Origin of the sequence: Clostridium fessum, assembly GCF_027698965.1 — a bacterium.
Lineage (GTDB): Bacteria > Bacillota > Clostridia > Lachnospirales > Lachnospiraceae > Otoolea > Otoolea fessa.
Map to the genome: position 1 here is coordinate 172400 of NZ_JAQEQF010000005.1, position 19115 is coordinate 191514.

Annotated in this window: 16 protein-coding genes and 2 tRNA genes; 14 read left to right on the forward strand and 4 right to left on the reverse strand. The window is 49.3% G+C overall.

What is annotated here, in order from left to right; translation table 11 throughout:
- Positions 1–446: 446 nt before the first annotated feature.
- From nifS to PG862_RS08590, 5 genes are all read left to right on the forward strand, one after another.
- On the forward strand, positions 447–1634 hold the full coding sequence (gene nifS, locus PG862_RS08570; protein ID WP_022358754.1) for a cysteine desulfurase NifS: 1188 nt from the start codon (positions 447–449) through the stop codon (positions 1632–1634).
- A 64-nt stretch (positions 1635–1698) separates the two neighbouring features.
- On the forward strand, positions 1699–2136 hold the full coding sequence (gene nifU / locus PG862_RS08575; protein ID WP_022358753.1) for a Fe-S cluster assembly scaffold protein NifU: 438 nt from the start codon (positions 1699–1701) through the stop codon (positions 2134–2136).
- Positions 2136–3215, forward strand: a complete 1080-nt coding sequence (mnmA, locus tag PG862_RS08580) for a tRNA 2-thiouridine(34) synthase MnmA (RefSeq protein WP_270707109.1) — start codon at positions 2136–2138, stop codon at positions 3213–3215. Before nifU ends, mnmA begins: the two co-directional genes overlap by 1 nt.
- A 140-nt stretch (positions 3216–3355) precedes the next feature.
- Positions 3356–4576, forward strand: a complete 1221-nt coding sequence (locus tag PG862_RS08585) for an N-acetylmuramoyl-L-alanine amidase (protein WP_270707110.1) — start codon at positions 3356–3358, stop codon at positions 4574–4576.
- A gap of 80 nt (positions 4577–4656) precedes the next feature.
- Positions 4657–4746, forward strand: a tRNA-Ser gene (locus PG862_RS08590).
- A 179-nt stretch (positions 4747–4925) separates the two neighbouring features.
- On the opposite strand, the gene PG862_RS08595 is transcribed toward PG862_RS08590, so the two are convergent.
- A complete protein-coding gene (locus tag PG862_RS08595; protein ID WP_270707111.1) occupies positions 4926–5774 on the reverse strand; it encodes an aminotransferase class IV in 849 nt (282 codons plus the stop codon).
- A 117-nt stretch (positions 5775–5891) separates the two neighbouring features.
- Positions 5892–7034 (reverse strand): YkvI family membrane protein, encoded by a 1143-nt coding sequence (locus PG862_RS08600; protein ID WP_270707112.1) that lies wholly within the window; start codon positions 7032–7034, stop codon positions 5892–5894.
- Positions 7035–7246: 212 nt separating this feature from the next.
- On the opposite strand from PG862_RS08600, the gene PG862_RS08605 reads away from it, so the two are divergent.
- Positions 7247–8158 (forward strand): LysR family transcriptional regulator, encoded by a 912-nt coding sequence (locus tag PG862_RS08605; protein WP_118467060.1) that lies wholly within the window; start codon positions 7247–7249, stop codon positions 8156–8158.
- 210 nt (positions 8159–8368) lie between these two features.
- Here the strand turns inward: PG862_RS08605 and PG862_RS08610 are convergent, their stop codons facing one another.
- Both PG862_RS08610 and PG862_RS08615 read right to left on the reverse strand, forming a co-directional pair.
- Positions 8369–8713, reverse strand: coding sequence for a cupin domain-containing protein (locus PG862_RS08610; RefSeq protein ID WP_270707113.1), 345 nt, complete (start codon positions 8711–8713; stop codon positions 8369–8371).
- 102 nt (positions 8714–8815) lie between these two features.
- Positions 8816–9670 (reverse strand): ATP-binding protein, encoded by an 855-nt coding sequence (locus PG862_RS08615; RefSeq protein ID WP_270707115.1) that lies wholly within the window; start codon positions 9668–9670, stop codon positions 8816–8818.
- A 441-nt stretch (positions 9671–10111) separates the two neighbouring features.
- On the opposite strand from PG862_RS08615, the gene PG862_RS08620 reads away from it, so the two are divergent.
- The 8 genes from PG862_RS08620 to holA all read left to right on the forward strand — a co-directional run bounded on the left by PG862_RS08620 (position 10112) and on the right by holA (position 19014).
- Positions 10112–11287 carry an aminotransferase class I/II-fold pyridoxal phosphate-dependent enzyme gene (locus PG862_RS08620; protein WP_118523986.1) on the forward strand — a complete coding sequence of 392 codons (1176 nt, stop codon included), beginning with the start codon at positions 10112–10114 and terminating at the stop codon, positions 11285–11287.
- Positions 11288–11332: 45 nt separating this feature from the next.
- Positions 11333–11911 (forward strand): VanZ family protein, encoded by a 579-nt coding sequence (locus PG862_RS08625; protein ID WP_243022830.1) that lies wholly within the window; start codon positions 11333–11335, stop codon positions 11909–11911.
- A gap of 16 nt (positions 11912–11927) precedes the next feature.
- Entirely contained in the window at positions 11928–12683 is a 756-nt protein-coding gene (gene truA, locus PG862_RS08630; protein ID WP_270707117.1) for a tRNA pseudouridine(38-40) synthase TruA, read from the forward strand.
- A 120-nt stretch (positions 12684–12803) separates the two neighbouring features.
- Positions 12804–13394 carry an RNA polymerase sigma factor gene (locus PG862_RS08635; RefSeq protein WP_117795989.1) on the forward strand — a complete coding sequence of 197 codons (591 nt, stop codon included), beginning with the start codon at positions 12804–12806 and terminating at the stop codon, positions 13392–13394.
- A complete protein-coding gene (locus PG862_RS08640) occupies positions 13391–14845 on the forward strand; it encodes an anti-sigma-I factor RsgI family protein (protein WP_270707119.1) in 1455 nt (484 codons plus the stop codon). Before PG862_RS08635 ends, PG862_RS08640 begins: the two co-directional genes overlap by 4 nt.
- A 285-nt stretch (positions 14846–15130) precedes the next feature.
- A tRNA-Gln gene (locus PG862_RS08645) sits at positions 15131–15203 on the forward strand.
- Positions 15204–15457: 254 nt separating this feature from the next.
- Positions 15458–17818 (forward strand): ferrous iron transport protein B, encoded by a 2361-nt coding sequence (gene feoB, locus PG862_RS08650; protein ID WP_270707121.1) that lies wholly within the window; start codon positions 15458–15460, stop codon positions 17816–17818.
- A 212-nt stretch (positions 17819–18030) separates the two neighbouring features.
- Positions 18031–19014, forward strand: coding sequence for a DNA polymerase III subunit delta (gene holA, locus PG862_RS08655; RefSeq protein WP_270707122.1), 984 nt, complete (start codon positions 18031–18033; stop codon positions 19012–19014).
- Positions 19015–19115 lie beyond the last annotated feature (101 nt).

A 19115-nucleotide genomic window follows, 5' to 3' on the forward strand; every position in this document is an offset into this window, starting at 1 on the left:
GAAGCCAATGACAGCACTACAGCAGTTATCCGAAGATTCCCTCTTGGAGGATAACATGCGTTTCCACGGAATTGCTGCCGATTGGGTAACGGATTTCAAGGCAGAAGTGGAGCAAAGATTTAATAAAAAACCGTTTAGTCAGGAGTTGACCCCTCCTAGCTGGACGGTTTTTTATTGTCTGGATAAGTAGGGTGGAATAGCTTGAGCGCATTATATACCCCATTTTCAACTAGGTTTTTTCAAAAACCCGCTCATTCTTGCTTGTATTTTTTCAATTTTCCTATATAATAATAAAGAACGTAGATGAAGCTTTTACCTTTATTGCTACAAACTATGTACGCAGCAAATGTTTACAGGCGGGGAGTTCCTGCCGTGAGATTCCGTGTGATACAATCACAATAAAGGCAGGCGTGCATACACTAAGAAGAAAGGCGGATTTATTAGTTATGAAACAGTTGATTTATCTGGACAATGCGGCGACAACCAAAACGCGTCCGGAAGTAGTGGAGGCAATGCTCCCGTATTTTACGGAGTATTACGGCAACCCGTCTTCCGTTTATGAATTTTCGGCAGAGCCGAAGAGAGCGATTGCACAGGCTCGCGAGACGATCGCGAAAGCGCTGGGCGCAAAGTCCAACGAGATTTACTTTACCTACGGCGGCACGGAGTCTGATAACTGGGCGCTGATTTCCACAGCAGAGGCATATCAGGCAAAGGGCAAGCACATTATCACGACCAAGATTGAGCACCATGCGATTCTGCACACCTGTGAGTACCTGGAGCAGAGAGGCTTTGAGGTTACTTATCTGGATGTAGATGAGTTCGGTGTTGTTAAATTAGACGAGCTGGAGAAGGCGATCCGTCCGGACACCATCCTCATCTCTGTTATGTTTGCAAACAATGAGATCGGTACGATTGAGCCGATCAAGGAAATTGGTGAGATTGCGAAGAAACACGGCATTTTATTCCACACCGATGCGGTACAGGCATTTTGTCATGTTCCGATCAATGTAGATGAGTGCCATATCGATATGCTCAGTTCCAGCGCCCACAAGTTAAATGGACCGAAGGGAACCGGCTTCCTTTATATCCGTACCGGATTAAAGACTCGTTCCTTCATCCACGGCGGCGCACAGGAGCGTAAACGCCGCGGCGGTACCGAGAATACGGCTGGTATCGTAGGATTCGGCAAGGCAGTTGAGATTGCGATGGCGACGATGGAAGAGCGCACAGCAAAAGAAAAAGCGATGCGTGACCACCTGATCGAGCGTGTATTAAAAGAAATTCCATTTGCACGCCTCAACGGACATCCGTCCCAGAGACTTTCCAACAATGCAAACTTTGCATTCCAGTTCATCGAGGGTGAATCCATGCTGATCATGCTTGACATGGAAGGCATCTGTGGTTCCAGCGGTTCTGCATGTACCTCCGGATCCCTGGATCCGTCCCATGTACTTCTGGCGATCGGACTGCCGCATGAGATTGCACACGGTTCCCTGCGTCTGACCCTGTCAGCCGAGACAACCATGGAGCAGATTGATTTCACGGTAGACTGCTTAAAGAAGATTGTAGAACGTCTTCGTTCTATGTCTCCGCTGTATGAGGATTACATTAAGAAACATCCGCAGCAGTAAGATTTAGACATTTTAAGCAAAATGAACATCCACAGTGAATGAAGATATAGAGAGGAAACACCCGATGTATTCAGAGAAAGTAATGGATCATTTCCAGCATCCGAGAAATGTAGGCGAGATTGAAAATGCCAGCGGTATGGGTACCGTCGGCAACGCAAAATGCGGCGATATTATGCGTATTTACCTGGATATCGATGACAACCAGATCATCCAGGATGTAAAATTTAAAACATTTGGCTGCGGTGCAGCCGTTGCGACCAGCAGTATGGCGACCGAGATGGTAAAAGGAAAAACCATCCAGGAAGCGATGGAAGTTACCAACAAAGCCGTTATGGAGGCACTGGACGGACTTCCGCCAGTTAAGGTACACTGTTCTCTGCTCGCAGAGGAGGCAATTCACGCTGCTCTCTGGGATTATGCTCAGAAGAATGGCATTGAGATCAAAGGACTCGTAAAACCGAAGACGGATATCGGCGAGGAAGACGTCGAAGAAGAGTATTGATGAAAAAGAAAAAAGTAGTAGTCGGCATGTCAGGAGGAGTTGACTCCTCCGTGGCTGCCTGGCTTTTAAAAGAACAAGGATACGATGTGATCGGCGTCACAATGCAGATCTGGCAGGATGAGACGAATGTAGAGCAGGAAGAGCACGGCGGCTGCTGTGGTCTGAGCGCTGTCGATGATGCCAGACGGGTTGCAGAACGGCTTGAGATCCCGTATTACGTGATGAACTTCAAAAAAGAGTTCAAAGAAAATGTCATGGATTACTTTGTACAGGAATATCTGGACGGGCACACACCGAATCCATGTATTGCCTGTAACCGATATGTAAAATGGGAGTCCCTTTTGCAGAGAAGTCTGGAAATTGGGGCTGATTATATTGCAACGGGACATTATGCGCGTGTGAGGAAGCTGCCGAATGGCCGCTATGCGATCTGCAAGTCTGCGACGGCGGCGAAGGATCAGACCTACGCGCTTTATAACCTGACCCAGCATCAGCTTGCACACACTTTGATGCCGGTCGGCGAATATACGAAAGACAAGATTCGAGAGATGGCGGAGGAGATTGGACTTCCGGTGGCACACAAGCCGGACAGTCAGGAGATCTGTTTCGTGCCGGACAACGATTATGCAAAATTTATCGAGGAAAATAGTAATTGCCGGATTGACGAAGGCAATTTTGTAGATAAGTACGGCAATATTTTAGGTCATCATAAAGGAATTACCCATTATACAGTGGGACAGAGAAAGGGCTTAAATCTGGCACTTGGTCATCCGGTGTTCGTGACGGAGATCCGTCCGGAGACGAACGAGGTTGTGATCGGGGAAAATGAGGACGTCTTTTCTAACCGCCTGACCTGCCGGAACCTCAACTGGATGGAGATTGAGGATCTGGGCGATCAGGAGATGCGCGTCAGTGCGAAGATTCGTTACAGCCACAAAGGGGCATCCTGTACGATCCGCAAGATTGGCGAAGAACGGGTGGAATGCGTATTTGATGAGCCGCAGAGAGCGGCGACGCCGGGACAGGCAGTCGTTTTTTATGACGGCGAATATGTCGTAGGCGGCGGTACGATCGAATAATTTAGAAATGAAAGAAGATTTTAATTGGGCAGAAATGTCTGTCGGCATCAAAGTTGTGCTGCGATGCGATTGATTGGAAACAGTGAATGCGCGGATCATGGAGAGGTTAGAATCTTCTGTAAGATTGGAGTTTTTTATAAATGGCAAGAGGAGAAAGCAGAAAAAGAAAGCCAGGCACACCGGATTACCGGAAACGTTTCTGGGCGGCGGTGACCGCGATTGTGGTCGCGGCGGGTTCCATTGGCGTAAGCCATGCGGGATTTACCCTTCCGAATCAGGCACAGAAGCAGGTGAAGATGGCGGCTGCTGAGACAGAACCGGCGGAACAGACAGCGAAGAAACAGGTGCCGAATGCGGCAAAGCGAAGTCTGGAGCTGGAAGATGCACAGGGCATTCAGGAGGCGGATGCAGCGGCGGTTGCGGACCAGAGCGAGCTGGAGAGTGACAAAACGACGGCGAGCGGCTTCCGGAGTGTCGATGAGACAGTGTATGCGACTGAGAACCTGCTCAATGTGCGTTCGGGCTGTGGAACGGAGTATGAGATTGTGACACAGCTGAATCAGGGTGACAGCGTGCAGCGCGTCGGTATCGGAGACGGCTGGAGCGAGGTGCTTTATAAGGACAAGAGCTGTTTTATCCGTTCCGAATACCTGACGACGACCGAGCCGGGCAGTGAGGAAGCGACGGTCACAGCGCAGGGGGCAGAAGCGGATGCACAGGGTGCACCGGTGTCCAACGGACGTATCGTAGCGATCGACGCGGGACATCAGGCAAAGGGCAATCCGGACAAAGAACCAGTCGGACCGGGCTCCTCGACCATGAAGGCGAAGGTGGCTTCCGGCACCGAGGGTGTATCGACGAAGCTGCCGGAATATGAGCTGACTTTATCAGTTTCGAAGAAGTTAAAACGGATTCTGGAAGAGAGAGGCTATCAGGTCGTCATGATCCGGGAGTCCAACGATGTCAACTTAAGCAATGCGGAGAGAGCGGAGATCGCCAACAAGAGCGGCGCCTCCATTTTTGTCCGGATTCATGGCAATTCGCTGGATAACACGACAGTCAACGGAACACTCTCCATGTGCCAGACGGCGACCAACCCGTACAACGGCGGGCTTCACGCGGCAAGCTATTCTCTTTCCAAGAAGATCACGGACTCTGTCTGCGCGGCAACCGGCTTCAAGAACCGCGGTGTGCAGGAGACAGACAGCATGAGCGGCATCAACTGGTGTAAGATACCGGTTTCCATTGTCGAGATGGGCTTTATGAGCAACCCGGAAGAAGACCAGAAGATGGCACAGGATGATTATCAGGAATTGATTGCCGGGGGAATTGCGAACGGAATTGATGCGTATTATCAGTAAATAGTGAAAAAAACAGATGACAAAAGTCAAAATATCATGTATAATAGTATAGGTGTTTCGAAGAGAAACACCTAATATCTGGAGACGTAGCGAAGCGGCCGTAACGCGGCGCACTCGAAATGCGTTTGTCGGTTCATCCCGGCACGAGGGTTCGAATCCCTCCGTCTCCGCTTCTTGGGGATCCTTGTAAATACAGGGATCCCTTATTTTATTTCATAGGAAATTGCGTCCTATGAAACAAAAAATGCTCCGCGAAGATGCGCACTTGCGCGAAGCAGAAACATGTCGCAAGCGAAAAAGAGCTGCCACGTTTTGAGTGACAGCCCTTGATTGGCAAATTTATGGATTTTTACCGTACCTTCGTATCTTCCGCATAAAACTTCGCATAAGCATCCTGCAAAGTCTTCAGCGTCTTCGGATCTTTTCCTCCGATTGGTTTTCCATCGAGTTCAACGGCCTGGATGCAGAGCCCGCCGGAGCTGCTGACGATGATTTCGTCGGCGTCTGCCAGTTCCTGCATGGTAAATGGTGCCTCGCTGGTCGGGATGCCGTTTTTCTCAGCTAACATCAGCAGATGTTTTAACGTGATGCCCGGAAGAATCAGATTATCTCTCGGTGGGGTGCAGAGAACGCCGTCCTTGATGATTAAGATATTGCTGTGGGCGCATTCGGTGACGCGTTCGCCGCGGTGGAAGACCGTTTCCTGGCAGCCCTGTTCGATGCAGCGCTGGTAAGCGATGACACTTGGAATCAGGTTCAGCGTCTTGATGTTGCAGTGCAGGAAACGGGTGTCCTCCATCGAGATCAGGCGGAAAGTCTTATCAAATGGAATCAGGTCGCACGGAACAGTAAAAATCATCAGATTTGGTTTTACGGTAGCAGGTGGAAACTGATGTCCACGATAGGTAGTTCCGCGGGAACACTGCCAGTACAGCATACCGTGGTCAATCTCATTGGAATCGATGCATTTCTGCAGCTCGGCACGCAGTTCTTCACGCGACATTTCAAACGGGATTTCCAGCAGCTTGCAGCTGTTGTAGAAACGGTCCAGATGGTCGTCTGCGGCAAAAATGTTGTTATTTGCAAAGGTGGTGGCATCGTAGCAGCCATCTCCAAAATAAACGGCGCGGTCCAACATCGGGATTTTCATTTCCTCGAGGGGGCCGATTTCTCCATTGTAATATCCGACATATTTCATTGCATATACTTCCTTTCTATGTTGATTCGAAAATACCTCGTCAAGTGTTTACATTATACCACATCCGCCTATAAGATGAAATCTCCCACAGGCGGATGTGTTCTTATCATTACAGATTTATTTGTCTTTATGTTTAATAATCTTATATCCGCCTACCAGCAGCGTCGGCAGCAGGTAGAAGAGGATAAATCCGTAAGACAGGTACGAATAGCCCTGCTCGATCAAGGTGACAACGCCGACGCGGGATAATACGAGTGCAGCGATCAGCGTGATGACCGTAATCAGACCGCGGTTTGTATCGGACAGCTTGGCAGCGCCCTTTTCCTCCATGGCAACGTCGAAACGGTCGATGATCATGTGGATGCAGCCAGTTGCCGTCTCAACCAGCGTCCAGCCCATAACGAGACTGAACAGTGCCATCAGTGCCGGTCCGCCGTTGACTGCCTTGATCATTTCCATCCACGGGGTTGTGACATCCGCGCCGACGATGGAGGTGTCACCGTAGAAGCACATCATCGCAAAGTAAGACAAAAACCATGGAATAACCATCAGAAGACCGGCGATCAGACCGGAAATAAAGGTTTCTTTCCGTTTGGTCTGGCGTGTCAGGGAGAACATACCCATCGGGATGGAATTGATGTTGTAGGCAACATACAGGATACCGGTGTAAATGCACAGCGGAACAGTGACAGAGCCGTCGTAGGTGCTGGTGTCCATCGTGCTGAATACATGGGAAATGTTGCCGCCCTTGTTGACGAGTACCAGAATTGTAAACAGAATATAGCCGCCGTACAGTAAAATAGTACCGATCGATTCAAATTTCTCGATCACCTTGGAACCCTTAAAGTTCAGGAGTCCGCAGATCAGAACGATCACAACGGAGCCGAGAATATTCGGAAGTCCGACCTGCTCGAAAATACTTCCAGTTGCGGCTGCCATAACGGCAATCAGCAGAATCGCGATGAGGACAGTTAAAATATCCATCATCGGCCAGAGCGGTCCAATGACCTGCTTGATATAGTTTTTATAATCGTAAACCTTGTAGATCCGGCAGATCTCAAAGGTCAGGAAGGCAAACAGGGCAAAACCGATGCCGATCGTCAGTCCGGAGATCCAGCCCATCGCTCCGAATTTCGCACCGTAAGAATAAATCTCACGTCCGGTTGCATAGCCGCCGCCAATCAGAACCGATTGCAACAGGACGCCCGGCAGAATGTACTTGGCGTATGTGCCTTCGTAGAAATTTTTGAATTGTTTCATACCTTTCACTCACTTTCTTTTGTTGACTATTAAAAATTATAAAGGATGAATGAAAAACTTGCCAATAGAAAGAACAGATATTATAATAAGGGAAACTTATAACGAAACAGGAAAAGCCAGATCGAAAGCCCGTAAATTGGGCGGCATGATTCATTTTTTTGCTCGATCAAAAAGACGCGATTACATATAGGATATAGAAATGGGGAAATGAGATGAATTTAAAACAAATGGAATATTTTGTGGCGGCGGCGGAGCAGCTGAATTTTACGCGGGCGGCGAAAAAATGTTTTATTTCGCAGACAGCGATGACGCTGCAGATTCAGTCGTTGGAGGAGAAGATCGGGGTGCCGCTTTTTGTGCGGGACAAGCACCATGTCGAGCTGACGGCGGCAGGAAAGGTATATTTGAACGAGGCGCGGGCGATTCTGGTCCGCGCCGAGGAGGCGGCGAAGCTCGCGCGGACGGCAGCGGAAGGCGTAGCTGGGGAGCTGACGATCGGATTTATCCGGGGATATGAGCAGAGTCGTTTTTCGGAGACGCTCAGAAGTTTTCATGAGGCGTACCCGAATATTTCGATTCATCTGCTGCGGGAAAATATGAGCGCGCTCTATGAGCTGTTAGATAATGGAACCTGCGATCTTGCGTTTAATCTGTCTTTGTACACGCAGAATTACGAGGATTTAAAGCACCGGTTCCTCAAACGGTTTCCGATGATGGCGGTTCTTTATCCGGGACATACGCTGGCGGGAGAGAGCCATCTGATGTACCGTGACCTGGCGCGGGAAGATTTTATCATCATGCAGCCGCAGGGACGTTCCAACGATGAGGCGGAAGAAGTATTGATTTGTTACAATAAGGGCGGTTTTATACCGAATATCGTGGCGCGTGAACGGGAGGTACAGACGGTGCTTCTGGAGGTGTCAGCGGGATTTGGCGTGGCGATTCTCCCAGAATATGCCGTCCGCCATTATCGGAATGCGCGGAATCTGGTAGTGGTTCCGCTTCTCCGCGCGGACGGCAGCCCGGAAGAGCTTGATTTTGAGATCGCATGGCGTCAGAGCAACCCGAATCCGGCGATTGAAAAGCTGCTGCAGTGGGTGGAGACACATGAGTATGTGGAATAATGAAAGCTGGAAGCTGCTGTTCATATCTGTTGAAGGGAGATTAACTGGAAAAATGAACACAACCATGTGCTTATAAAATGAAAAACAGGCATATCGCAGAGAAAAGGATGAAAATCATGCATGGATTCCTGCGGTATGCCTGTTTTGGAATAAATGGATAAGGGCTGCTATCAGTCGGGCTGCATGGTAAAAAGAGTTTGAGCGCAGTCTTTATTTAAATGGGAAAACAACCGTCAACATCCATTTAAATGCTTCCGGTGCATAAACGGCGTGCGGCTTTTTCGCCGGCATGACGAGAACTTCGCCTGCGTGAACCAGGTGCTCGACGCCATCGACCGTGAAGCGGCCGGTGCCTTCCAGAACGGTCACCATCGCATCTCCGGTGGAATCATGGGTGGAGATTTCTTCGCCTTTTGCAAATGCAAACAGAGTAACGCTGACAGCTTCGTTCTGTGCCAGAGTCTTGCTGACGATCTGACCGTCCTCGGCGTTTACCAGACTGGTTAAAGTCTGAACTTTTTCATGGGTGATGTTTTTGATATATGGGTATTCCATGGTGCTCCTCCTCCATAATAAAAAATGATAGTTGTTTATAATGTGCAGATTCCTAGGAAAAGAGAATCTGCGGATGGGTGAACATAAAAGTTGTTTGTGAATTTAGTCCAAGATTCTTCCATCAATCGAAATCGTCGTCACCTGCCACGGAATGAATTTTCCGCTTTCCTGCAGGGCTTTTTTCACGGCGTGCTCGATACCGCCGCAGCACGGAACCTCCATGCGGACAACGGTCACGCTCTTGATGTCGTTGCTGCGGATGATTTCGGTCAGCTTTTCGGAGTAGTCGATGCTGTCAAGCTTTGGACATCCGATCAAAGTTATTTTACCATGGATAAAGTCCTGATGGAAGCGGCTGTATGCGTAAGCGGTACAGTCGGCAGCGACCAAAAGTTTGGCACCGTCGAAATACGGGGCGCGGATCGGGGCTAATTTGATCTGAACTGGCCAGTTGGACAGAGCGCTTATTGGGGTGTTTTCTGAATGGTCACAAGCAGCGGATTCAGAAAAATTGTCATGTGTGATAGCGGAAGCAGCAATGCCAGGACCGCCTGTGGATGTGGCTGCTGAGGATGCATGGGAAGCAGCTGTGTCAGGACGTTTCAGGAAACGGCTCATGGATCCAGGACATCCGCCAAATGCCGGTGTCGCCGGTTTTGCTTCGGAACGTGCGGATGCATTTGCCGCTGCGTTTGCCTCTAATACCTGCTTTGCTTTGCGTGCTGCCATGTGGACCTGGACTGCCGCCTCATCGTAAGCCGCAGCCTCGCGCTCGACAAAGGAGATCGCGCCAGTCGGACAGGCTGGCAGACAGTCGCCCAGACCGTCACAGTAATCATCTTTTAAAAGGGTTGCTTTACCGTCCACCATGCCGATCGCGCCCTCATGACAGGCGGAAGCGCAGAGACCGCAGCCGTTGCATTTTTTCGGATCAATTTCTACAATTCTTCGTACCATATAAATTCCTCGTCTTTCTTATTCGTGTGCATCTGACCGATTTTCATACATGAAAGGATGAGATATGTCAGAACATCTATTTTGATTTTTTTGTTTTCTTAAGTACATGATAAGTATAATCGTCCGGCACAGAAAAGTCCGTTGTTTTTACAACATTTTTGAAAAGTTATAATAGCTGTCGAGAGCTGTTATCCTCCCTTTACTTTCCCATATCCATGTACTATAATTAATACTTATATAGCCTGATGATGCAAAGCTGGATTGATAAGATTCAGCGAGGGCAGTTCGATGTGATTTGGTGGAACTGGTTGAATAAGTCATTTGACAGAGTGATCGGGCGGATGGGAATTATTAGAGTTTTAAAGAGGATTCATAGAGATAAAAATAGAAATAGAAAAGGAAAGAAAATCGGAGATTTCTTTCAAGAAAGGACAACACAAGATGAAATTTGCAAATAGAATGGACCGGTTTGGCGAGGGCGTATTCTCCATGCTGGCACAGATGAAGAAGAAAAAGCTGGAAGAGGGAGAGACGATCGTAGATCTGAGTATCGGCGCGCCGAATATTGCACCAGCACCTCATATTTTAAAAGCGCTCAGCGATGCCTGCCTGGTGCCGGAGAATTACCTGTATGCAATTCAGGATCAGCAGGCGCTCTTGCAGGCAGTGTCTGACTGGTATGAGCGCCGCTATGGGGTGAAACTGGATCCGGAGACGGAGATCTGCTCTCTGCTTGGTTCCCAGGAGGGACTGGCGCACATCGCACTTTCGATCGTGGACGAGGGCGATGTGGTTCTGGTGCCGGATCCGTGCTATCCGGTCTTTGCGGATGGTCCGTCGCTGGCGGGGGCAGAGCTTTACTATATGCCGCAGCGGGAAGAAAATCACTACATCATTGATTTGAAAGAAATTCCGGAGGAAGTGGCACAGAGAGCGAAATTTATGATTGTCTCCTACCCGAACAATCCGACGGCAGTGCTGGCACCGGACAGTTTCTATGAAGAATTGATCGCATTTGCAAAGAAATATGATATTATCGTGCTGCATGACAACGCCTACAGTGAACTGGTATTTGATGGAAGAACCTGCGGAAGCTTTCTGCGTTTCCCAGGAGCGAGAGAAGTCGGAGTGGAATTTAATTCCCTGTCAAAGACCTATGGACTGGCGGGGGCACGTGTCGGCTTCTGCGTGGGAAATAAGGAAGTTGTCAGTCATCTGAAAACGTTGAAATCCAATATGGATTACGGTATGTTCCTGCCGATCCAGAAGGCAGCGATCGCGGCGATTACCGGTGACCAGAGCTGTGTGGCTTCGACCAGAGCTGCTTATGAGAGACGGCGTGACTGTCTGTGTGATGGTCTTGCATCGATCGGATGGAAGATGGAGAAACCGGAGGGAACGATGTTTGTCTGGGCACCGATTCCGGCTGGATTTAGCGATTCGATGGAATTTGTAAAAACGTTATTTGAAAAAACGGGAGTTCTGGTGACACCGGGAAGTGCGTTTGGTCCATCGGGAGAAGGACATGTGCGGATGGCGCTGGTGCAGGATGAAGATGCGATCGCGCTGGCGGTACAGCGGATTGACGCGAGCGGAATCTTAAAATCAGAGCAGTAAAGGCGTAAGCGCATAGAAGAGTCAAGCGAATACAGGGATTGATAGATGAATACAGGAAAAAATATCCGGGAAAAACAGAAAGCACTGGGAATGGCATGGATCTGGCATGTGATCTTAATATTATACATTTTATTTATCTACTCCAATTCCATGCGCCCGGCAGTGCAGTCATCGGCGGAGAGCGGACGGGTTCTCCGGCTTTTGCAGAAGCTGGCAGCAGATACCGGAATAGCCGTACCATGGCTGACCGAGCATATTGTGCGCAAATGTGCTCATTTTATTGAGTATACAGGATTGGGGATTTTGCTGCGGCAGAGTGCTCTCTGTGTGCGTGTGAACGGAGCTATTTTGGAAGAAATGTGGACAGAGGATCCGGCTGATGGGAAAGATAGGACTGGGAGAATGCGTGCGATGGCACCGTGCGGGTCTGTATGGCTGGAAATCCACCGCATCGCTATATTTGCGGTTCCATTTCTGGATGAGACGATTCAGCTGTTTACCGAGGGGCGTTCTGGTCAGATCAGCGATGTGTGGCTGGATATGGCAGGAGCGCTGACCGGAACGTTGCTGTATCTGGCGGCGGGACAGATATATTTACGAATAAAAAAGAATGAAAATGGATAACACATGGAGAAAAAATATGCCGGATCGAAATATAAAAATCACCCTGCAGTATGACGGAAGCCGCTATGACGGGTGGCAGAAACAGGGAAATACAGACAAGACAATTCAGGGAAAACTAGAACAGATTCTTGAAAAAATGGCAGGTCAGCCGGTTGAAGTACACGGTTCCGGGCGGACCGATGCAGGTGTCCATGCCTGGGGGCAGACGGCAAATTTTCATCTGCCGTCATCCTGTGATGAAATGAGTGCAGAGGAGATAAAGGCGTATATGAACCGCTATCTTCCAGATGATATCGCTGTCTTATCGGCGCAGGAGGCAGGAATGCGTTTTCACAGCCGTCTAAATGCCGTTTCCAAGACCTACTGCTACCGGATTGAGACGGCAGCGAAGAAAAATGTATTTGAGCGCCGATATGTGTACGGTCTGGGGGAACCGCTGGACATAGCGTCTATGAGACGGGCGGCTGCGTATCTGACGGGTGAGCACGATTTTAAAGCATTCTGTTCGTTGAAACGGATGAAAAAATCGACGGTGCGGAATCTCACTGCTATTGAGCTGACCATGCAGGAAAGTGTGTGCGAACTGCATTTTCGTGGCAATGGCTTCCTATATAATATGGTAAGAATCCTGACCGGTACACTGATCGAGGTAGGACTTCATAAGCGGACACCGGAATCAGTGGCGGAGGCGCTTTTTTCCTGTGACCGAGCGCTGGCAGGTTTTACGGCGCCGCCGGAGGGGCTTTTTCTGGAACGGGTCGAGTATGAATAAAGCTGCATTGATTTTTGCCAGCTGCCGTGAGGAGCTGGACAGAAATCAGAAAAAATTCATAACAAATGCAATAAGAACTGGTTTCTTTGCATTAAGTTATATAGAAAGGAAATTTCGTCCATGTTTTTGACGGGGCTTTTAACGACCATGGAAGAGCCGGTCGCCTATGATAAGATGAGCGATGAAAAGCTGCTTCTGCGAGTGGCAGAGGGAGATAAGGCGGCATTTCAGCAGCTTTATCAGAATACGGATAAAACTATATACGGTTTTATTCTATCGATTTTGCGGAATCCGCAGGACTCTGAGGAGGTCATGCAGGAGCTTTATTTAAAGGTCTGGACTTCGGCTGGAAGCTATCAGTCGCAGGGCAAACCGCTGGCGTGGATGTTTACGATCGCTAGAAATCTTTGCTATATGCGCTTCCGTGACCAGAAGCATGAAGCGGATATCGGGCTTTCGGATCTTTCTGAGATGGAGACAGGGGAATTCTGTCCCCAGATAGAGGATGCTGCGGATAAGATGGTATTACACGCAGCACTCAAAATATTAAATGAAGAAGAACGGCAGATTGTACTTCTGCGGACATCAGCGGGGTTAAAACATCGTGAGATCGCGGCAGATTTGGAGATGCCGCTGGCAACGGTGCTTTCCAAGTACAACCGTGCTATGAAAAAACTGAAAAAACACCTGAGAGAGGAGGGAGTACATTGACCGATCACTCTGAAACAGCGTGGGAACAGGATGAGATTGAGTCACATCTGCGATCGGCGATGGATGCCCTGACTCCCAACGTATTCGATAAAATCGATCTCTCGACGCCACAGGAGATCTATGTAAAACCATCCCGCCGTGTACGGATGTACCGCCGGATGCGGACCGTGGCGATGGCAGCAGCCGCCTGCCTGTGTGTGGCTGTGTTAGGAGGCGGTGTTTCATTTTACCAGAATCACCGTGTCGATTCGGTGATTGGCATCGATGTCAATCCGAGTATTGAGCTTTCCGTCAACCGGAACGAGAAAGTATTGCAGGCGAATCCGCTTAATGAGGATGCGGAGACGATCCTGGATGATATGAATTTGAAAAATGTAGACCTTGATATTGCGGTCAACGCATTGATCGGTTCGATGGTCCGGAATGGTTATCTGAATGAACTGGACAATGCGATTCTGGTTACCGTGTCAAATGAGAATGAGAAAAAGGCGTCATCATTGCGTCAGGATGTCGTAGGGGATGTAGAGTCTTCCTTGCAGGAACACGCGGTACAGGCGGTTGTTTATGACCAGCGGATGAAGGTAACCGGGGAGATTCAGGATCTGGCGGAGAAATACAATATTTCTTATGGAAAAGCGTATTTTTTGCAGGAGCTGATCCGGGATAACGACCTGGCTGAAAATGATATGAAAAAATTCGCCGGTATGACGATGGAAGAGATTGCGCGGGAGATCGCGGAGCGTGCTTATACGGTAGGTTATTCGAAGACGGACAGCACCATTGAGACGGATGCGGCTCTGGTTCATGAGGTGACATTTCCGCAGACCGAGGAAGAAACCTTAGCGGAGACGACCGTGGAAAGCACCGGTCAGCCGGAAAATGAACCGACGCCGGCAGAACAGCCATCGACTGCCGCACGCCCGGTGGAGACAACCGCCGCAGCAGATGAGGACGAGGAAGAAGTCGATTCGGGAGGCAAGAAAGCGAAGATTGACTATGTGGACTACGAGAGCGGTTCGCTGAACATCGTTTTTAAGGAAAAGGTTAAATGGAAAAATCCGACCGTGTCGGTGGTAGATCCGGACGGTCAGAGCTATTCGGCGAGAATCACGGACACAGGCGGAACCTCCTGTGAGATTCACGTCAAAGGGCTTCCAGCCAATACGGAGTGCACGTTTACGCTCAGCGGAGTGGCAGTGCGGGACGGCGGTTCCTTTGGTACGGTAAAAGGCTATTTCGAGACGCCGGATATTGCGGATGATCTGATTGATGAGGATGACGACGATGCGGATGATGATACAGTGGAGACAAAGCCGTCCGAGACATCCCGTGCGCCGGAGACACTGACAGAAGCAGTAAAAGAGAGCACGCACTCGGAGACAGAGTACAGTCAGATGGAGACAAAGCAGACGGAAAAAGAAACGAAGACAGATGCGGAGTCAGCTAATTAAAGCGGAGTGTATGAGGATATATGATTCCTGCTACCTGAACCATGATATGTCTGGAGTTACCAGAAGTTGGTTCGGGCAGCAGGAATTTTAAGAATCATTAGAATTATTTGCAGGAAGCCTCGTGACGGAAAAATATCCGGGGCATTACGAGACTGTAAAATGTTTCGAACTGGTAAATAATTATAATTGTTCAAAAAAACATAAGTGTTTGAAAAAAATACTTGACGAAACAAAAATTTATGATATAATAATAAATGTGGCTGAGACAGCTATGAAATAAAAGATTGGGCTATCGCCAAATGGTAAGGCAACGGACTCTGACTCCGTCATTTTCAAGGTTCGAATCCTTGTAGCCCAGCTATTTTGAGACAGTGAGGATGATTCATCCTTGCTGTTTTTCTTTTATCTTTTCTATTTTTTTCTGATTGGTAGATTCTTAAAGATTCCAACGATTGACAAATTCCCTAAAGTACAATAGACTTATCTGGAAACATAATTGAGAAAAAGTTTCAATAGTATTTTTCTCTCTATGCTTTGCTTCAAAATCAGGCGGATGTAGAAGTCTGATGACATACAATGAGTTTGACTAATGAAGAGAGATGGAGGCAGAGAATGACATTAAAGGATTTATCAATAGGAAAAACTGCAACCGTTCGGACAGTTGGCGGAGAAGGTGCACTGCGGCATCATTTTCTGGATATGGGATTGATTCCGACTGCATCGGTTACGATGGTAAAATATGCGCCGATGGGCGATCCGGTTGAGGTGCGGATTCATAGCTATGAACTGACGTTGCGCCTGGCGGATGCAGAGAAGATAGAGATTGAGAATGTACGCGAGGCAGGAACCGAAGCAGCGGACAAAAAGGAACATGGGATTCCGATGGCGCGCGCGATCGATCACCCTGGACTCGGAGAAGGTGGAAAATACCATACAAAGGCGGAGGAACACCCATTGCCGGATGGCACCGTTCTGACGTTTGCCCTGGCAGGTAATCAGAACTGTGGCAAAACGACGCTTTTTAACCAGCTGACCGGATCCAATCAGCATGTGGGGAATTTCCCGGGTGTGACGGTGGACCGGAAGGATGGCACGATCCGCGGACATGAAAATACGAAAGTGACCGACCTGCCAGGAATCTATTCCTTATCGCCATATTCGAATGAGGAGCTGGTGACGCGTCAGTTTATTTTGCAGGAGCACCCGAAGGGAATCATCAATATCGTGGATGCGACAAACATTGAGCGCAACCTGTATCTGACCATGCAGCTTCTGGAACTGGATATTCCGATGGTTCTGGCGCTTAATATGATGGACGAGGTGCGCCAGAACGGCGGTTCTGTCCGTGTCAACGAACTGGAGGAAGAACTGGGGATTCCGGTTATCCCGATCTCAGCGGCAAAGAATGAAGGAATCGGAGAGCTGATCGATCATGCGCTTCATGTAACGCATTTTCAGGAGAAACCGGGACGGCAGGATTTCTGTGATGCGGATTATCACGGTGGCGCGGTGCACCGCTGCCTGCATGGTATTATGCATCTGATCGAAGATCACGCGCAGAATGCGGGTATTCCGGTGCGCTTTGCTGCATCGAAGCTGGCAGAAGGCGATGAGGAGATTGAGGCGCGTCTGAATCTGGACACGAATGAAAAAGAGACGCTGGAACATATTATCTGCCAGATGGAGAAGGAACGCGGGCTGGATCGGGCAGCTGCGATTGCGGATATGCGGTTTGGTTTTATCGAAAAAGTCTGCAGGCAGACAGTCGTCAAACCGAGGGAAAGCCGGGAACACCAGCGAAGTGTGAAGATTGACCGTCTTCTTACTGGAACCTACACGGCGATTCCGGCATTTATTGCAATCATGGGTCTGGTATTCTGGCTGACATTTAATGTGATTGGCGCGGTCCTTTCAGATGGTCTGGAACTGGTGATTGGATGGCTGACAGAGCGGGCAGACGCAGCGCTGACAGCGGCAGGTATCAATCCGGTGCTCCATTCCCTGCTGATCGATGGTGTGTGCAATGGTGTCGGAAGTGTTTTGAGCTTTCTGCCGATCATTGTGACGCTGTTTTTCTTCCTGTCGCTTTTAGAGGACAGCGGTTATATGGCACGTGTGGCGTTTGTGATGGATAAACTGCTTCGAAAGATCGGTCTTTCCGGACGGAGCATCGTGCCGATGCTGATTGGCTTTGGCTGCACGGTACCAGGAGTCATGGCAAGCCGGACGCTTTCTTCGGAGCGGGATCGAAAAATGACGATCCTGTTGACTCCGTTTATGAGCTGTTCCGCCAAGATTTCGATTTATGCGTTTTTTACCGCTGTCTTTTTCCCGCATCATGGGGCGATTGTTATGATTGCACTTTATCTGTTGGGAATCCTGATGGGAATTTTGATGGCAATGCTTCTTAAAACAACTTTATTTAAGGGTGAAGCCGTTCCGTTCGTCATGGAGCTTCCGAACTACCGGATGCCGGGGGCGCGCAATGTCGCCCAGCTTCTCTGGGAAAAGGCAAGGGATTTCCTGCAGAAAGCATTCACAGTTATTTTTGTGGCGACGATTTTAATCTGGTTCCTTCAGACATTTGATCTGCACCTGAATGTTGTGTCCAATTCCCAGCAGAGTCTTCTGGCGGTTATTTCTGGTGTGATTGCACCACTGTTTGCGCCGATGGGATTAGGCGACTGGCGTGTCTGCACGGCACTTCTGACCGGATTTATGGCAAAAGAGAGTGTTGTATCAACGCTGTCGGTTCTGTTCGGGACGACTCAGAGCCTGCGTGACATTCTGACCCCTCTTTCAGCGGTCAGTCTGCTGGTTTTCTGCCTGCTCTATACGCCGTGCGTGGCAGCGATTTCATCGGTCAGACGCGAACTGGGCGGAAAATGGGCTTGCTTTGTCGTGGTGGCGCAGTGCGTGATTGCGTGGATTGTAGCGTATGCGGTCTATCTTTTGCTAGGGATGGTAATGTAGGTTTTGACTGAAAGTGAACCAAGGAAAAATTTCAAGCAACAAAAGGAGCTGCTGTTTTATTCTTTTTATGGGTTTACAGTAGACAACATTTTAGAAAAATGTTTATAATAGTAGGAAGTGAAAAAATAGACAGGAAAGTAACCGGATGGACAGTCATTCGAAAAAATGGATCCGTTTTTATCGAATAGAACCAGGAGGCGGGGACGGAGTTAATGCAGACGATCAATGAAGACATCAAAAATGGCACATTTAAGCCGGTTTATCTGCTATACGGCGAAGAGGCGTTTTTGAAGCAGAGTTATAAAAAGAAGCTGCGGGCGGCGATCTCGGGCGATGATACGATGAACTACAATTATTTCGAGGGAAAAGGGCTGGATGTGAACGAGCTGATCAGTCTGGCGGACACGATGCCATTTTTCAGCGAGCGGCGTCTGATTCTGATCGAGGACAGCGGATTTTTCAAGACTTCTTCGGAGGCGCTGGCGGAGTATCTGCCGATGATGCCGGACACGACCTGCATCGTATTCGTGGAGGAGGCGGTCGATAAGAGAAACAAACTCTACAAAAAGGTCAAGGATCTGGGTCACATTGCGGAGATGAAGCGGCAGGACAGCGCGCAGCTCGCCAGATGGGCGGCGACGATCCTGGCGCAGAATGGGCGGAAGATCACGCCGTCCACGATGAATCTCTTTTTGGAGCGCGTCGGCGATGATATGGAAAACATCCGGATGGAGCTGGAAAAACTCATTTCCTACACGATGGGCAGTGAGGTAGTGACGGCAGAGGATGTGAAAGTCATCACGACCGTGCAGATCACGAACAAGATCTTCGACATGGTAGCGGCGATCACGGCGGGAAAGACGAAGCGGGCGATGGATCTGTACGAAGACCTGCTGACACTCAGGGAGCCGCCGATGCGGATCCTGTTCCTGATTGCCAGACAGTTTAACCAGCTTTTGCTGGTGCGAGAATTGCAGGCGTCCGGCGCAGACCGGGGGACGGTTGCCTCGAAATTGAAAGTACCTCCGTTCGTAGCCGGAAAGCTCAGCAGCCAGGCGGCGGCATTTACGAAAGAACAGCTCATTTCCTATGTGCAGACCTGCGTGGATGCCGAGGGGGCAGTCAAGACCGGGCGGATGGGCGACCGGCTGGCGGTGGAGCTGCTGATCAGTCAGCCCAGAAGTTCCGTGCGCTGATTCTAAAGGGCAGTGCCAGCATCAGAATCAGCGGTTCTTCGGCCGGACCCGGCTGGAAAAGAAGCAACAAAAAACCATTATTCTGTCACACCCACAGAATA

Coding starts and splice junctions, on each gene's coding strand:
- nifS (WP_022358754.1), top strand. CDS start 447: ATGAAACAGTTGATTTATCTGGACAATGCGGCGACAACCAAAACGCGT.
- nifU (WP_022358753.1), top strand. CDS start 1,699: ATGTATTCAGAGAAAGTAATGGATCATTTCCAGCATCCGAGAAATGTA.
- mnmA (WP_270707109.1), top strand. CDS start 2,136: ATGAAAAAGAAAAAAGTAGTAGTCGGCATGTCAGGAGGAGTTGACTCC.
- PG862_RS08585 (WP_270707110.1), top strand. CDS start 3,356: ATGGCAAGAGGAGAAAGCAGAAAAAGAAAGCCAGGCACACCGGATTAC.
- PG862_RS08595 (WP_270707111.1), bottom strand. CDS start 5,774: ATGAAATATGTCGGATATTACAATGGAGAAATCGGCCCCCTCGAGGAA.
- PG862_RS08600 (WP_270707112.1), bottom strand. CDS start 7,034: ATGAAACAATTCAAAAATTTCTACGAAGGCACATACGCCAAGTACATT.
- PG862_RS08605 (WP_118467060.1), top strand. CDS start 7,247: ATGAATTTAAAACAAATGGAATATTTTGTGGCGGCGGCGGAGCAGCTG.
- PG862_RS08610 (WP_270707113.1), bottom strand. CDS start 8,713: ATGGAATACCCATATATCAAAAACATCACCCATGAAAAAGTTCAGACT.
- PG862_RS08615 (WP_270707115.1), bottom strand. CDS start 9,670: ATGGTACGAAGAATTGTAGAAATTGATCCGAAAAAATGCAACGGCTGC.
- PG862_RS08620 (WP_118523986.1), top strand. CDS start 10,112: ATGAAATTTGCAAATAGAATGGACCGGTTTGGCGAGGGCGTATTCTCC.
- PG862_RS08625 (WP_243022830.1), top strand. CDS start 11,333: ATGAATACAGGAAAAAATATCCGGGAAAAACAGAAAGCACTGGGAATG.
- truA (WP_270707117.1), top strand. CDS start 11,928: ATGCCGGATCGAAATATAAAAATCACCCTGCAGTATGACGGAAGCCGC.
- PG862_RS08635 (WP_117795989.1), top strand. CDS start 12,804: ATGTTTTTGACGGGGCTTTTAACGACCATGGAAGAGCCGGTCGCCTAT.
- feoB (WP_270707121.1), top strand. CDS start 15,458: ATGACATTAAAGGATTTATCAATAGGAAAAACTGCAACCGTTCGGACA.
- holA (WP_270707122.1), top strand. CDS start 18,031: ATGCAGACGATCAATGAAGACATCAAAAATGGCACATTTAAGCCGGTT.